Origin of the sequence: Shewanella sp. (assembly GCF_041630135.1) — a bacterium.
GTDB lineage: Bacteria > Pseudomonadota > Gammaproteobacteria > Enterobacterales > Shewanellaceae > Shewanella.
Genome location: NZ_JBFKLW010000030.1, coordinates 1 through 15,046 on the forward strand (window position 1 = coordinate 1; position 15,046 = coordinate 15,046).

Here is a 15,046-nt window from a genome sequence, read left to right on the forward strand (position 1 = left end):
ACCTGAATGGAGTACTCCCGCTCTTTGTGTGACAACAGCTTTATTGCTGAATGGATCACATCCAACAATTTCACTTCAGAGCGTTGCTCAGAAGCGGGTCTGGCGTATGCCAGTAACTCTTTACTGATATCCGCAGCCCGGCTGATCCCAAGACGAATGCGATTGAAATACTCCGTTTGCTGTATATCCAGCGGTGGGTATTTTCGTTGCAGGAGATCGAGCGCCAGCGTCGAAGATGCCAATGGATTGTTAATCTCATGCGCGACACCTAAGGCGAGCTGCCCAATCGCTTTATATTTATCCGTTTCCAGCGCGCGTTTTAATCTGATTTCATTTTGCTGTTCCCGCTCGATATCAAAGATTTTCAGCGCCTTGAACAGCGTAAGCAAAACGAAGCCGCTGGCGAGAGTTCGAAGAACCGGGATCAGCATATGCACATCTGTGGCAACCAGGCCCGCCAAGGCACCATATACCCATAATCCCACTCCGGTTGCCATAAAGTACTGACCATATTCATGCTGCGCCTGAAGCAAACTGTGGCCATAAATAGCCATACCACAGCCGGCAAGAAAAGCACTGCCAAACCCCAACAACAAACGCGTGCAGGACGCCGCCTCTGAGAGCTTGTCTGCGGGCAACGCAACTGAGCCAAACAACATCAGCACGGATACGAGATAGATAACAACTACGGCGATTGTTAACCCTTGGCCAATGCGGCCAAACCGGAGCGGCAGAATGGAAAACAGCAGCCAGGCAAAGAGCAGTAAACTGGCGAAGGACAAAGCCAACTTAACCAACCTGAGTGAATCGATAACAAGCTGATATCTTGCTTCAATATCGTAAGAAAATAGAATGACATACAACTCAGACCATTCATGAAATGCGTGGGTGAATCCAAACAGTGCCAGCGCCCACAACGTCGGTGATATCGACAGCTGACTGAACTTAAAATTGCGAAAAGCAATGACGCAGCCAATGGCAAAAAAAACCAGGCCATAGAAAAGATAAATGTTAAAAATGATAAATGTCATCATGGAAAAACTGTAACACCAGCCAATGCCTGGCAACCGTGATGACAGCGACACTATCAGTTGATGATGTATTCAACCCGCTCAGAAACCGGCACCCCGGTCACGTCATAGCGCTTTCGCGATGCTGCAGACAAGGCAATACAGTACATGCAGGCAGAGCTGGATAAGGGCACTGGCAAAGCCAACTTCCGTGACTACATTATTATCCTGAACAAGTACCATATCCCCTTCTTCGATGGTATCCATATCAGCACTATCGACATGGAGAAACTGCGGGAATTCGATGCATGGCGCATTGAGCAGCTGAAGCGAATCCCAGCCAGGTTGACTCATCCCCATTATTGATACGACTTATTTCTTATGCCAAATATATGAGGGATCGGATGACCCTGGTCCACTTTTAATATCCAGAGTTCCCCAAAATGATTCTCTAACAAACACTTCAAACCCCCCATGCTTTTCTGAATCCCATAAATCACCAGTTTCTACTTCACGGGGAAATTTATTATTGGCGTAAACACTGATAGCCCAATAATGAGGTCTGAATGGATCAAACAAGCTACTAGTCCTCGGAATTGCACTGAAATCGCTATATAAGACGTTGTTGTCATCCAAATACTGTTTCGCCGCGGCAACTATCTTGCTTGGGGGCTGATAGACTCTTTTTTCAACAGGATATAACACGACAACAGACAACATGCCTATGACCCCAAAAATCAATATATTCATCCATTTAGCAGGCCCGAAATACCAGGCGACAAGTCCGGATAAAATCAGCCAGATAGCAAAGCATATGTAGAGCGGCTCCAAATCCAGCAACATAGGAAAAAAAGAGACACCTGTATCCCCGGGCGCGGCACTGTAAAACAGTGCGGCGCCGCATAATAGCGAATACAGCGCCTCTAACTTTCTTAACTTAATCAAAATGAATGCTCCACTGTGTTAATGTGCCAGGATTATCTTTCTTTTGATAGCCAACCGTGAGCGTCCCAAACACCCTTCACCGTTTCAATCATATTAGAGTCAATGGGTGACAGTTGAAAGCTAGCGAAGGAGTTGGACTTTGATTTCAACTGCAAGGTGTTCCAAAACATGGTCGGTGTTTACGGCATCAAGTCAGCAGTGGAGAACTATCAAGTATGGGAGTCAAACTTCCTCAGTTACTGGCTCGAAATGGACGTATTTACTGTGACTATTTCGCCGGAGTGCCTTGCAAAGAAGGTTAAATTTACAGGAATAGGATGCTAAGCAAGACAGGTGTCTGAACCGAGCACTTACCAGGACGAAAGCGTGTAACGCCTTCTTCTGGTCACAAACAACCACTTCACGCCGGTTTCAATGTGGTACCAGAGGTCGGACCGACAGGTCTGGCCATCCAGCCGACACGCGGCGGGTCCGTTCCCTCATTCGCTTCGTCACCAACCCAAAAACAAAAAAGCCAGCTCAAGGCTGACTTTTAAGTTGGTACCTTAAGTTGATACCTAAATTCGGACCGACGGGGCTGGCCACCCAGCCGACACGCGGCGGGTCGGTTCCCTCATTCGCTTCGTCGCCAACCCAAAAACAAAAAAGCCAGCTCAAGGCTGACTTTTAAGTTGGTACCAGAGGTCGGACTCGAACCGACACGCTTTTAAGGGCGGGGGATTTTGAAAAAAATATCGCGTGTACTTTTTGATTAATTTTCAATAAGATGGTCAAAATTGCTAGAAACTTCGCAAATTCTTTGCAAATTTCAGATGAGTACACCCTATGGCAAAGCAGCTTGAGCGCCACCCAATCTCGGATGATCTCTATATTTTTCTGCAGGATAACAGCCACTTCTGGTACGCAAGGTTCAAGGTCGCTGGCAAGTGGCTGTGCAAAGCGACTAAACAGAAAGAAAAAGACAAAGCTATTCATGCCGCTTATCGGCTGCTGATGGAGTATCAAATCCGCTCAGAAACCGGCACTTTGGTAACTTCAAAACGTTTTCGCGATGCCGCTGATAAAGCCATACAATTTATGCAGTCTGAGCTTGATAAAGGTACTGGTAAAGCCAACTTTCGCGATTACATCATTATCCTGAATAAGTACCACATCCCCTTTTTCGACGGTATCCACATCAGCACTATCGATATGGATAAACTTAGGGAATTTGATGCATGGCGAATTCAGCAACTAAAACGCGTCCCTGCCAAATCCACCATCTTGAACCACAATGCAGCGATGCAGATGGTATTTCAGGAAGCAGTGGCTCAAAAGTGGATGCTACCGGGGCAAATTCCATCGTTATCAACCGCCGGGGTTGAAGCAAAACGCCGAGCCGCATTTACCCCTGAGGAATATGCCAGGGTCTATGACACTGTGGTTGAGATGCAGCATAACAGCCGCAAGGAAATCACCAGGCAGATAAGGGAATTACTCACCGATTACATGGAGTTCGCTATCCATACGGGTATGCGCCCGGGAACTGAGCTCGATAATCTCACCTGGGGTGATCTGCACATCGAAAGAAAGGGACACCGCTGTCGCTTCAGTATCTCTGTTCGCAAAGGCAAAACAACTAAGCACACAGGAACTCGTGAAGTCGTTTGTAAGGCAGGGCTACATGATACCATCCTACAAATGACCTTACGTTTTAAGGACAGAAAAGCAACGGATAAGTTATTCCGACTGCGAGATGGCAACACCACCCGTGAGCTGGGGCGTCACTTCGACAGAGCCGTCGAACTGGCGGGTCTTAAGGATTCTAACTTCGGGAGTCGTACGCTTTACTCGCTTCGCCATTCCTATATAACTTGGGAGCTCGTTGCACAAAACGTCACCATCGACGTACTGGCAAAACAATGTGGCACCAGCATTCAGATGATTGAACAGCACTACAGTCACGTGATTCCAAGAATGTTCAGTAAGGAATTGTCCGGCGTGGATCTACCGGATCCGGATAAGGTGATTGCTAAGTTTGAGCCACTGCCCGATAAGTCCATCAAGTATTTCGAGCGCAAGTATGCGGAATGGGAGAATAACTACAAAAGCCGGGGATGTATCTGAACCTGCTTACGAAAAGGTAAAAGATCGTGTGGTTCACACTCCAACACATCAGCAATCTTATACAGCATCTCTAAAGTGATGTTGGTTTCGGCCCGCTCAATCCGACCAACATAGCTGCGATCTATGTCAGCTCGCAGCGCCAATTCGTCCTGAGATATCCCTCGGGACTTGCGTACATGCCGCACTGCTCGACCAATTTCAATCGCTAACGTTTTCATAGGGTTCCTTTTTGGAAACGGAACCACTATGGGAATTTGCCTCGCAATTAACCACGGATTATAATCCGCATTTGATGCTTATAATCCTCTTTTAAGCCGTTGAGCCTGCAAGGAACTTCGTTAAGCCAGCTCATAACATCATGCAGAAGGAATTACCCATGACATCGTTCAACCTCATCTTTAAAGGCGAAATACAAGAAGGGAAAGATAGGCATAAACTCAGCTTGGCTTTGGCAAAATTTCTTAACATACCGGAGTCTAAGGCGCATCTGTTGTTTTCCGGCAACCCAATCAGTATCAAAAAGGGGCTAACAGCAAATCAAGCTGAGGCCATGAAAGCAAAGTTACTGTCTGCGGGGATTATTACTCATCTTAAACAAGTTCCCGCTGCCGTGAGTACTACGCAGATAAATCGGCCCAAATCAGAACCTGAGCCCGACTTCAAACCAACAACAAAACTGTCGTCTGAACCCACCACAGCATCCGTGGCACCGGCAGTCACCTATGACGGACTGAGTGCTCGCTGGCAAAGAATTTTCGCTGAGTTCGATTTTCGACAGACGGATAAGTTGGGGTATTTTGCATCGGCCAAAAGTCAGCCCCACTTATCCCGTTCTAAGAAGGAGCAAATCAAAGGACAGAACGTCATCAACTTCAATGTGCTGGCGTTCATTTTTGGCCCTTTCTACTACATAACAAAAGGAATGTGGAAGAAGGGACTCTATCTGTTCCTTCTGACCCTGGGACTGAACTTGATGTCTTTGGTGTTGGTAAGCTTTTTCACAGACAGAGACATCAGCAAAGTCCTGTACATCATCAACTCCAGTATCTACGGCTTGACCGCCAATTATGACTATTACCGCTATTACAAGTTGGGGGAAACCACCTGGAACTGGATGCCAAAATGGATGGCGAGTGGGGTCGGTACCGTGTCCTTGGTAGGTGCAAGTCTTGTCGGTGTTGTGCTGCTCGCATACTCAGAGATGATGGCTGCGAATAATGTGTCGATAGTTCAGGATGGTTACTTAACAGGTTATAGGCAGACAACGATTGGCCAAGCTTTTGATGGGTGGCAGGCTTGTAATAAGACCTCATGGCGCGAGCAGCAAGCCAGCAATGGTGCTATCAGCGTAATCTATCAGTGCAGCATGAATGCGGAGCAAGTCAAAAACCTTGGTAAACGGTCTTTGGTGTTTGTAACAGGTCAAATGGACGATAGCTTTCTCGCTCAGATCGATGTCGCAGTGCTTGCCGTCAGTTTCCAAATTAATATTGATGACACCTTTGAAATCAACGGTGCCCAGTGGGCATTAAAATACGGTGAAGGAAAGACATATTCTCCTTTTGTGAATCCGAGTTATGTGCTGAAGGACATCTATGCCAATCGCCTCACGGACGCTGTTGCGGATGCGTTCACGCTCGACAATCTAGTAATCAACCATATGCCGCACAAGATAAATTGACTTGGCGGCTCCTCAGATAGACATTGAGAGCGAATGAACCTCCAAAGTAGCGAAAAGACAAGCGCCAAGTCTGTTGGCGCTTGAAAACGTGCTGCTGACAAGGCGCATTTGGTGCTTATCCATGGCTCAGGCATTAATGCCAATATCTCGTACCTGAGACTCATTCGTACCTTTTCTTGCCATGGTTCATTGGTCTTCACAAGACAAAGGCAATATAGGCTCGGCTGATAATGCCTTAGATTTCCTGCAACACACCCACCAATGCGATTTTAGATATCCTCACGCCACAAAAAGCCTGTCAAAAAGGTACACACTGTTAAATCGAATTTATTTAATTAAAGGCGCTGAATAACTGTCTGTTGTTGGACCTCAATGCGGCGTTGTTGACTAAATCGTTTTGAACCATTTCAGCCGATGGTGAGCAGATCTTTCAGTACAGACTGACAGAGTCATCATCATGGGCAAAGCCAAGCACAAAATCATCAACTGGTCTGAGTACAACCAGAGTTTACGCAATCGCGGTTCATTGACCTTTTGGATGGATGACGCAGCGATTAAGGGCTGGTTATGCCATCAGCATCATGGTGGTCGGGGGCGCGGTTTTCAGTTTACTGACCATGCGATTGAAGTCGCTCTGATGCTGAAAAGCGTTTTTGGCTTGTCGTTGCGCGCCACAGAGGGGGTCATTAACTCCTTGTTTAAGCTGATGGATGTTCCCTTGAGCTCACCGGACTTTAGTTGCCTCAGCAAGCGGGCTAAAACCGTGAAAATAGCCTACCGAGCGCCGAGCCATGGTCCGATTGCCCATGTCGTTATCGATGCCACGGGCTTGAAAATCTTTGGCGAAGGCGAATGGAAAATCCGCAAGCATGGCAAAGAAAAGCGCCGCGTTTGGCGCAAGCTGCATTTGGCCGTCAATGCCCAAACACATGCCATTATTGCAACCGAGGTCAGTCTTGAGAGCGTCGGCGACAACGAAGTGCTGGGCACCTTACTCAAGCCGCTGCGTCATCGCATAGAGCAAGTCTCTGCCGATGGCGCTTATGACACCAAAGCCTGCCACAACCTGCTTAAAAATAAAGGCATAAAAGCAGTGATACCGCCTAGGTCGAATGCGGGTTACTGGCCTGAAGGACATATTCGCAATGAGGCCGTGGATGCGCTCAAAGCAGGCAGACTATCAGACTGGAAGCAGCAACATGACTACGGTAAAAAGTCGCTGGCAGAAACCGCGATGTACCGATACAAACACCTGATAAGCCCGACGCTGACGCTGCGAGACTACAACGCCCAGGTTGGCGAAGCCTTAGCCGGAGTTAAGGCCATGAACAAAATGCTGAGCTTGGGAATGCCTTCTAGAGGCGCTGGTCGTTAAACCGAGCAAGACCTGGGGGCAGTTGCTATCCGCGCAATGATTTGATCAACAACGCCACTACTTGCACCACAAAAAACCGATTGCCTATCGGTTTTTTGTGGTGCAATATGTCTGCGTTCGGGTCAAGAGAGACATGTTATGCAGTTAGGTGAATTGGAAAAACAGGTTTTGCAGTATCTATGGCATACAGATGAAGCCGATGCAAAGCAAGTACACTCGGTGCTTGGCCAGTCTCGGGGCAATTCGCTTAACACCATTCAAAGCACACTGGATCGCTTGTTTAAAAAAGGACTACTTAACCGGACCAAGCAGGGACACGCCTACTGCTACTGGGCTAAGGTAGACAGAGAAGCACTGATAGCGACGCTTATCGCCAATGTCACCAGTGATTTTGTCGAAAAAGGTGAGCACAGCCTGATTGCTGCCTTTAGCTCTTCATCGGCAAACCTGAATGATGCACAACTCGATAAATTGGAACAGCTGATTGAAGAGCAGCGCAGGCTGCGCAAAGGAATGTAACCGGATGCTGGTGGGGAACCTGGCCATAACACTGAACTTACTGAGCATCGCTGTGCTGGCGTGTGCCATAAGCATCCTATTTATCACCATGGTTTCGGGATTCATTTTGCCTCGTCTGGAAAACGCCGCATTTGGCATCCGCAGGCTCAACTTGTGGGCCTTGGTAACAGCGCCTTGGTGGATAGCGGTATGTTGTGTTGTGCTCTTTTGGCCGTCAACCCAGCAAAGTTTGCCTATACAGTGGCTCAATGAATTTGCACACTGGCACCACATTGATATTTTCAGCTTTTCCAGTTGGCACTCCGTGACCTTGATTGCGGCATCGCTCTATTTGTTCTGGGGTTTGGTAAAAGCACTGTATGTGCGCCACCGGCAATCTTCCAATCTGGTTAACCTGCTTGAGCTCAGCAGCATTGTTTCAAAAAAAACACAGAGTCAGAAGCAATACTACTCTTTGCCAGTATCCGTCCCGGCCGCCTTTACGGCAGGCCTATTGTCTCCGCGGATTTACCTGACAACGGCATTATGCCAGCTTGTCAGTGAACAAGAACTGGATATCATTGTTCGTCACGAGCAAGCCCATGTCGCCGCATACGACCCCTTACTCAGAGTTGTGTTCGCGTTTTTTGCAGGCTTCTTCCCCACCAGTACCAAACACAAGCTTATTGGCCAATTTACCTTGTTAACCGAACAGGTTGCGGACCATGCCGTCACTGATGTCTACGACAGTCTCGACATTGCCCAAACGCTTATTAATGTTGCCAGAATGCAGCGCCCGGTGACGGACAGCGAAGATAGATTGCACGCCAGCTACTTCGGTAACGATCACACCACCATCCGGGTAAAGTTGTTGATTAACCCGGTGTTTATATCATCTCGGTTGACAACAGGCCTGTCACTCGCGCTGTTTGGCACTGTGCTCCTGCTCACGGCGTCTTCGGTTGATAGTTTCCACCACATTATTGAAACTCTTTTTACCCATTAAGTAAGGATTGGGAATGCGAGATATTTCGTGCACACGCAACACTAAAAAACCGATAGCCAATCGGTTTTATGCAGTGCTGATTGGAGCGGGTTTAAGTATATCCGTATCAGCCAGCGAGACGGTGCCCCCCCCACAGCTCATCAACTTAAGTGATGCAATTACCCTGACACTTAATCACCATCCCGATTTGAAAGCCATGCTAGCCAAGGAGCGAGTTTGGCAGGGGCGTATTCAGCAAGCTGGTGTAGGCGAGCGTCCGCAAATCGGCCTGATGGTCGAAGATGCATTGGGAACCGGCGAGCACAGTGGTCTTGGCAACATGCAATCGACACTGACGTTTTCCTGGTTGTTGCAGCGAGAGCAAATTAACAGCCGAGTTGAGGTGTCAAAAACCGAAGCTGAAAACATGGCCGTTGAGCAGCAAATCAAAGCGTTGGACTTATCCGCTCTCGTTGCCAAGCGGTTTATTAATGTGCTGGTGATGCAGGAGCGACTGAAGCTGAACAAACTGGCGATGTCTCAGGCAGAAGACGTGGTTCAGGCGATAAGTAAGCGACTCAGTGCCGGTAAGAGCTCAGGCATAGAAGTGCAGCTGGCGAAGGCTGAATTTATCCGGCAAAAGCTGGCGGTAGAGGATGTCGAACACGAACTAAAGGCCAGCCAGTACCAGTTGGCCTCTTTGTGGGGTAAGCCTGCCACCGGGTATCAGCTGGAAGGGAATTTACTCAATATACCGGCTATACCATCGGTTGACAGCCAACTGGCCACCCTCAAGCATAACCCCAGATTGCTGCAATTTGCCAGTGCCCAGCGTGTGGCGCAATCTCAAATGGAGCTCGCCCGAATGGAGGCCAAGCCACAGTGGCAATTCACCACAGGCATACGGCGCTATGAGGCAACTGACGACTTTGGCCTGATGGCTGGCATTTCTATTCCGCTGGGTGACAGTAACCGTAACGCTGGCACTATCGCAGCTTTGCAGGCACAACAGGAAGTGCTTGCAAGTGAACAAGCTGCGTTGATGCAAACGATGGATGCACAGCTGTATGTCCTTTTGCAGGAAATGGCTCATTCACAACATGTTATCAGCACTGTTCGCCACGAAATCGTCCCTACCCTTGAAAAGGCGCTGAATGAAGCGGAACGTGCGTTCGAACGCGGCCAGCTTAGCTACACCCAGTACAGTGATGTACGTAGAGAGTTGCTTGATGCCCAACATCAGTTGCTGAGTGCCATCGAAGATCTGCATTTGCAACACATTGAAATTCAACGCCTGACCGGCACCTCCCTTTCTCAGTGAGCCTATTCATGAAACACACGATAACCCTTTCGTCATTGAGTCTGGCGATATTATTAAACCTCAGTCTTAGTCTTGGCCTTGGCACCTTGGCAACCAATTCAGCGTTTGCTTCTTCTGCCCCTGCGGCCGAGGAGGCTGAACCGGAAAAAGGCCCCCACCGTGGACGTATGCTGCGTGAAGGGGGGGTTGCGTTGGAACTATCCATTTTTGAAACAGGCGTTCCACCAGAGTTCCGGGTATGGATGAGTGAAAATGGCAAGGCAATAGATCCAAAAGAGGTGGATTTAAACGTCAAATTGATCCGTCTAGGCAATGTGGTTGATGACATCCATTTCAACGCTCAAAGCGATTTCCTTCGCGGCGACATGGAAATCTATGAGCCTCATTCGTTTATTGTCAGCATCGAGGCCAAATATCAGGGCAATACCTATCGCTGGCAGTACGATAACTTCGAGGGACGTACCACGATAGAAACGGCTGTCGCCGAAGCCATGGAGATAAAAACCGAGGTAGCAGGCCCAACGACACTGCATCAAACGATCCCGGCCTACGGCACGCTGGCATTGCCACCGGGAGCGGAGCGCAGCATCAGTGCACGCTTCGACGGTGAGATTACCAAGGTACATGTTGGTGTTGGCGAGCAGGTTAAACAAGAACAAACCCTACTGACTGTTGAAAGTAACGAAAGCCTTAAGCCATACCAAATCAAGGCCCCTGCGGATGGGGTGGTATCCGCGTTATTCGCCAATGCCGGCGAGCAAACCGCCAACCGCCCGCTGATGACGCTTACCGATAACAGCCAATATCTGGCAAAGCTGGCCGTATATCCCCAGGATTTCGAAAAAGTACGAACCGGCTCCGCCATCAGTATGCAGTTAGAAGGTTTATCGGCCGGTTACTCAGGCACCATCTCTTTTATCGAACCCAAGGTGCGGGACGATCAGGCCAGAGTCGTTTGGGTCAAGCTCGCCAATGACGGCTCTCTGACCGAAGGCAGCTTTGTCTCTGCCCAAATTGAGGTGGCGACAATCGCCGTGCCTTTGGCGGTTAAACGTGTTGGACTGCAGGGTTTTCGAGATTTTACGGTGGTTTTTGCGAAAGTCGGTGAGCAGTACGAAGTGCGAATGTTGGAATTGGGGCGTCAGGACGCTGAATGGATTGAAGTGCTTGGCGGTTTAGAACCCGGCACCGAATACGTCACCGAAAACAGCTTTATCTTGAAAGCCGATATCGAAAAGTCCGGCGCATCCCACGACCACTAGGAGCGTAATTCATGTTGGAAGCGATTTTACGCTTTTCGGTTAAGCGAAAATTTTTGGTGCTGGTCATGGTGCTGGCGGTTGCCGGACTTGGAGTTTGGAATTTCACCAAGTTACCCATTGATGCCGTGCCGGATATCACCAATGTTCAGGTGATGATAAATACAGAAGCAGAGGGCTATACACCGCTTGAAGTCGAGCAGCGGGTAACCTTCCCGCTGGAAACCGCCCTGGCGGGTTTACCGGGCTTAACCTATACCCGCTCGGTGTCGCGCTACGGCCTGTCGCAGGTGGTGGCGATTTTCAGCGATGACACCGATGTGTACTTTGCGCGTCAACTGGTCAACGAACGTCTTTCGGCTGCTAGGGCTGAGCTTCCTGCGGGTCTCGAACCTCAGCTTGGCCCCATTGCAACCGGCCTTGGCGAAATTTTCATGTTTACCGTGGATGCTGAGCCAGATGCAACCCATGCAGATGGTTCGCCTATTACGCCTATGGATCTGCGAACTGTGCACGACTGGACCATTCGGCCCCAGCTGATGCGGGTTCCCGGTGTGGTCGAAGTAAACCCGATTGGCGGCTATGAACGTGAAATTCTGGTGGTCTTCAAACCGGAAAAACTGCTCGCCTATCGGTTAACTCAAGCAGATGTGGTTGATGCCATCGCTAAGAACAACCAAAACCAGGGCGCCGGTTTTATCGAGCAAAACGGCGCACAGTGGCTGCTCAGAATGCCGGGGCAGGTCGAAGATATGACCGCAATCGGTAACATACCGCTGATGACCAATCAGGGCTCGGCGGTGACTGTCAGCGACGTTGCAGATATTGAAAATGGGCAGGGTTTACGCACCGGCGCGGCAACCCAAAACGGTCGTGAAGTGGTCATGAGCACTGTGTTCATGCTGATTGGTGAAAACAGCCGCACCGTCGCCCATGCTGTAGGTGAAAAGCTTAACGAAATTAATGCCACCCTGCCGGAAGGCATTGTAGCGACAGCAGTGTATGACCGGACAAAGTTGGTTGACAACACCCTGAGCACAGTACAAACCAACCTCACCGAAGGGGCTATTCTGGTTATCGTGGTACTGTTCGTACTGCTTGGCAATTTCCGCGCCGCGTTGCTCACCGCGCTGGTTATCCCCTTCGCCATGCTGATGACCATTACCGGTATGGTGCAAACCCGGGTCAGTGCCAACCTGATGAGCCTCGGCGCACTCGATTTTGGCTTGCTGGTTGATGGGGCGATCATCATCGTTGAAAACTGCTTGCGCAGGCTTAGTCAGGCGGGGCAAACCTCTGAACACTTACCACTCAGAGAGCGGCTTGAACTGGTGTTTGAAGCCACCCGAGAAGTAATTCGGCCTGCACTCTTTGGCGTGTTTATCATTACCGCTGTGTATTTGCCGATTTTTGCGCTCGAAGGCGTTGAAGGCAAGATGTTCCATCCCATGGCCATCACGGTTGTAATTGCACTCCTTAGCGCCATGTTGCTGTCTGTTACCTTTGTTCCGGCGATGGTAGCGCTGCTTTTCAAAAAGCCGGTACAGGAAAAGCATAACGTGATCATTGGCGCTGCCGCTGCCGCATATCGCCCAGCATTGGTGTGGGTACTGAAAGCGCGCTGGTTGGTGGTGCTTGGTGCCTCGCTGCTGGTCGTGTTCTTCGGCTATCAGTCAACCCGGCTGGGTAGCGAGTTTGCTCCCAATCTGGACGAAGGCGACATCGCCATGCATGCTCTGCGCATTCCAGGCACCTCACTCAGTCAAGCAATCGCACTGCAGGAAACGCTGGAACTGAAAGTCAAAGAAATGCCTGAAGTTGAAAGGGTATTTGCCAAAATTGGTACTGCAGATGTGGCTACGGATGCGGTACCTCCCAGTGTCGCTGACAACTTCATTATCTTAAAACCCCGTGACCAGTGGCCTGATCCGGACAAACCCAAAGCGCAGATTGTTGAAGAGCTCTCGGCTCTGGTTGAACCTATACCTGGTAATAGGTACGAGTTTTTGCAGCCAATACAGATGCGCTTCAATGAGTTGCTGGCCGGTGTGCGTGCGGAGCTTGCCATCAAGGTATTTGGCGACGATTTCGACACACTCACAGCACTGGGAGCCGAGATAGAGTCCGCAATTTCCGGGGTCAATGGTATTGCTGATGTGCAGGTCGAGCAAACTACTGGATTGCCCATGCTCAACATCGTCCCTAACCCGCAAAAACTTATCCAGCACGGGATCAGTGTCGCTGAAGTGCAATCACAGCTGGCGACCGCGATAGGCGGTAAGGTTGCAGGTAAGTTCTATCAGGGCGACGTCCGCTCAGATATTGTGGTACGACTGGCAGAGTCGCGCAGGCAAGATATAGATGCTCTCCAGTACCTGCCAATCCATTTGCCTAATGGCTATGCCATTCCGCTTAAGGAGTTGGCGGCACTGGAGCTGGTGTCTGGCGCCAACCAGATTAACCGTGAAAATGGCAAGCGCCGCATGGTGGTGACGGCCAACGTGCGTGGGCGTGATTTAGGCAGTTTTGTGGCCGACATCAAGTTGGCGGTAGCTGACTCGGTCGACATTCCTGCTGGATACTGGGTTGAATACGGCGGCACCTATCAGAAACTGCAATCAGCTTCTGAGCGCCTCAGCATCGTAGTGCCAGTGACACTATTGATGATTGTGGGCTTGCTGGTGCTGGCACTTAACTCGTTCAAAGATGCCATGATCATCTTTACCGGCGTTCCCCTGGCGCTGACAGGTGGAATAGCGGCCTTGTTGCTACGCGATATTCCCTTTTCCATTTCCGCAGCCGTGGGATTTATCGCACTGTCGGGTATCGCCATCTTAAACGGCTTGGTAATGGTTTCATTTATTCGAGAGCTGCGTAAGGAAGGGATTGGACTGGAAAAGGCTATCTATGACGGGGCTTTGACCAGACTACGTCCTGTACTGACTACCGCCCTTGTTGCTTCCCTGGGGTTTATCCCAATGGCACTCAACACCGGTATTGGCTCTGAAGTACAACGTCCACTGGCCACCGTGGTGATTGGCGGCATTATTTCGTCCACCCTGCTGACACTGTTTGTCATTCCCGCGCTGTACCGCATTTTACACAAAGAAAAGGAGTCGATTTTGACCGAATCAGAAGTATTGGAGTCTTCACATGCCAACTAATGTACTTAAGCTGGCACTGGCATTATTGATTGCCAGTTTGGCCTTATTCAGTATCGGCGCCTTTGCGCATGGTGTTGACGATAGTACCCGAGCCTTTTTGGAGCAAAATCAAGGTGTTCAGTTCATCCCTTTTATGTACATTGGTGCCAAACACATGATCACCGGCTATGACCATCTGCTGTTTTTGGTCGGGGTGATCTTCTTTCTGTATCGCAGCAAAGACGTGTTGCTGTACGTCACCATGTTTACCATTGGCCACAGCACAACGTTATTGTTTGGTGTGCTGAGTGACATTCAGGTCAACGCTTATTTGATTGATGCGATTATCGGCTTTTCTGTCATTTATAAAGGGTTTGATAATCTCGGCGGCTTTAAGCGCTGCTTTAACTGGCAACCGAACACCAAGATTGCGGTACTGGTGTTTGGCTTGTTTCATGGTTTTGGCCTGGCAACCAAGCTGCAGGAATTCCACTTACTACCAGATGGCCTTTTGACTAACTTGATTGCGTTTAACATCGGGGTTGAGCTGGGCCAGTTTGCGGCACTTGCCTTTATCCTGATCATTATCAATGCCTGGCGCCATTCGCCATCATTCCAACGCTTTTCGACCCTCACGAATACCCTACTGATGAGTACTGGCGTGATGTTGATGGGTTATCAGCTGACTGGTTATTTCGTTAATTAATTCAATAGAGACAAGAG

General features: G+C 49.4%; 14 protein-coding genes. 11 read left to right on the forward strand and 3 right to left on the reverse strand.

Annotation, left to right across the window (positions count from 1 at the left end; genetic code table 11):
* A partial coding sequence (locus ABYK60_RS09970; RefSeq protein ID WP_372871869.1) for a histidine kinase dimerization/phospho-acceptor domain-containing protein occupies nt 1-1,034 on the reverse strand: 1,034 nt, incomplete at its 3' end.
* A 144-nt stretch (nt 1,035-1,178) separates the two neighbouring features.
* On the opposite strand from ABYK60_RS09970, the gene ABYK60_RS09975 reads away from it, so the two are divergent.
* The gene (locus ABYK60_RS09975) at nt 1,179-1,376 is read left to right on the forward strand and encodes a hypothetical protein (protein ID WP_372871870.1); all 198 of its coding nucleotides are present in this window, start codon (nt 1,179-1,181) and stop codon (nt 1,374-1,376) included.
* A gap of 6 nt (nt 1,377-1,382) precedes the next feature.
* On the opposite strand, the gene ABYK60_RS09980 is transcribed toward ABYK60_RS09975, so the two are convergent.
* Nucleotides 1,383-1,955 carry a hypothetical protein gene (locus ABYK60_RS09980; RefSeq protein ID WP_372871871.1) on the reverse strand — a complete coding sequence of 191 codons (573 nt, stop codon included), beginning with the start codon at nt 1,953-1,955 and terminating at the stop codon, nt 1,383-1,385.
* A 132-nt stretch (nt 1,956-2,087) separates the two neighbouring features.
* Between ABYK60_RS09980 and ABYK60_RS09985 the strand changes: the two genes are divergently transcribed.
* Both ABYK60_RS09985 and ABYK60_RS09990 read left to right on the forward strand, forming a co-directional pair.
* Nucleotides 2,088-2,279, forward strand: coding sequence for a DUF2787 family protein (locus ABYK60_RS09985; protein WP_372871872.1), 192 nt, complete (start codon nt 2,088-2,090; stop codon nt 2,277-2,279).
* 501 nt (nt 2,280-2,780) lie between these two features.
* Nucleotides 2,781-4,061: a tyrosine-type recombinase/integrase gene (locus ABYK60_RS09990; RefSeq protein WP_372871873.1), complete on the forward strand. Its 1,281-nt coding sequence runs from the start codon at nt 2,781-2,783 to the stop codon at nt 4,059-4,061.
* On the opposite strand, the gene ABYK60_RS09995 is transcribed toward ABYK60_RS09990, so the two are convergent.
* A complete protein-coding gene (locus tag ABYK60_RS09995) occupies nt 4,037-4,279 on the reverse strand; it encodes a helix-turn-helix domain-containing protein (RefSeq protein WP_372871874.1) in 243 nt (80 codons plus the stop codon). The genes ABYK60_RS09990 and ABYK60_RS09995 overlap by 25 nt on opposite strands.
* 158 nt (nt 4,280-4,437) lie before the next feature.
* On the opposite strand from ABYK60_RS09995, the gene ABYK60_RS10000 reads away from it, so the two are divergent.
* The 8 genes from ABYK60_RS10000 (at nt 4,438) to ABYK60_RS10035 (ending at nt 15,029) form a co-directional block, all read left to right on the forward strand.
* The gene (locus tag ABYK60_RS10000) at nt 4,438-5,742 is read left to right on the forward strand and encodes a DUF2628 domain-containing protein (RefSeq protein ID WP_372871875.1); all 1,305 of its coding nucleotides are present in this window, start codon (nt 4,438-4,440) and stop codon (nt 5,740-5,742) included.
* Nucleotides 5,743-6,199: 457 nt separating this feature from the next.
* Nucleotides 6,200-7,117, forward strand: a complete 918-nt coding sequence (locus ABYK60_RS10005) for an IS5 family transposase (RefSeq protein ID WP_372871876.1) — start codon at nt 6,200-6,202, stop codon at nt 7,115-7,117.
* 138 nt (nt 7,118-7,255) lie between these two features.
* On the forward strand, nt 7,256-7,636 hold the full coding sequence (locus ABYK60_RS10010) for a BlaI/MecI/CopY family transcriptional regulator (protein WP_372871877.1): 381 nt from the start codon (nt 7,256-7,258) through the stop codon (nt 7,634-7,636).
* A 4-nt stretch (nt 7,637-7,640) separates the two neighbouring features.
* Nucleotides 7,641-8,621: a M56 family metallopeptidase gene (locus ABYK60_RS10015; protein ID WP_372871878.1), complete on the forward strand. Its 981-nt coding sequence runs from the start codon at nt 7,641-7,643 to the stop codon at nt 8,619-8,621.
* 13 nt (nt 8,622-8,634) lie between these two features.
* Complete coding sequence (locus tag ABYK60_RS10020) at nt 8,635-9,921, forward strand: TolC family protein (protein ID WP_372871879.1); 1,287 nt, start codon at nt 8,635-8,637, stop codon at nt 9,919-9,921.
* 8 nt (nt 9,922-9,929) lie between these two features.
* Nucleotides 9,930-11,183, forward strand: a complete 1,254-nt coding sequence (locus tag ABYK60_RS10025) for an efflux RND transporter periplasmic adaptor subunit (protein WP_372871880.1) — start codon at nt 9,930-9,932, stop codon at nt 11,181-11,183.
* An 11-nt stretch (nt 11,184-11,194) separates the two neighbouring features.
* Nucleotides 11,195-14,344, forward strand: a complete 3,150-nt coding sequence (locus ABYK60_RS10030; protein ID WP_372871881.1) for an efflux RND transporter permease subunit — start codon at nt 11,195-11,197, stop codon at nt 14,342-14,344.
* Nucleotides 14,334-15,029, forward strand: a complete 696-nt coding sequence (locus ABYK60_RS10035; RefSeq protein WP_372871882.1) for a HupE/UreJ family protein — start codon at nt 14,334-14,336, stop codon at nt 15,027-15,029. The genes ABYK60_RS10030 and ABYK60_RS10035 overlap by 11 nt, the downstream gene beginning before the upstream one ends.
* Nucleotides 15,030-15,046 lie beyond the last annotated feature (17 nt).

Excerpts from the sequence above, each read along its gene's own strand:
- ABYK60_RS09975 (WP_372871870.1), top strand. The coding sequence starts at position 1,179 with ATGCAGGCAGAGCTGGATAAGGGCACTGGCAAAGCCAACTTCCGTGAC.
- ABYK60_RS09990 (WP_372871873.1), top strand. The coding sequence starts at position 2,781 with ATGGCAAAGCAGCTTGAGCGCCACCCAATCTCGGATGATCTCTATATT.
- ABYK60_RS09995 (WP_372871874.1), bottom strand. The coding sequence starts at position 4,279 with ATGAAAACGTTAGCGATTGAAATTGGTCGAGCAGTGCGGCATGTACGC.
- ABYK60_RS10000 (WP_372871875.1), top strand. The coding sequence starts at position 4,438 with ATGACATCGTTCAACCTCATCTTTAAAGGCGAAATACAAGAAGGGAAA.
- ABYK60_RS10005 (WP_372871876.1), top strand. The coding sequence starts at position 6,200 with ATGGGCAAAGCCAAGCACAAAATCATCAACTGGTCTGAGTACAACCAG.
- ABYK60_RS10010 (WP_372871877.1), top strand. The coding sequence starts at position 7,256 with ATGCAGTTAGGTGAATTGGAAAAACAGGTTTTGCAGTATCTATGGCAT.
- ABYK60_RS10015 (WP_372871878.1), top strand. The coding sequence starts at position 7,641 with ATGCTGGTGGGGAACCTGGCCATAACACTGAACTTACTGAGCATCGCT.
- ABYK60_RS10020 (WP_372871879.1), top strand. The coding sequence starts at position 8,635 with ATGCGAGATATTTCGTGCACACGCAACACTAAAAAACCGATAGCCAAT.
- ABYK60_RS10025 (WP_372871880.1), top strand. The coding sequence starts at position 9,930 with ATGAAACACACGATAACCCTTTCGTCATTGAGTCTGGCGATATTATTA.
- ABYK60_RS10030 (WP_372871881.1), top strand. The coding sequence starts at position 11,195 with ATGTTGGAAGCGATTTTACGCTTTTCGGTTAAGCGAAAATTTTTGGTG.
- ABYK60_RS10035 (WP_372871882.1), top strand. The coding sequence starts at position 14,334 with ATGCCAACTAATGTACTTAAGCTGGCACTGGCATTATTGATTGCCAGT.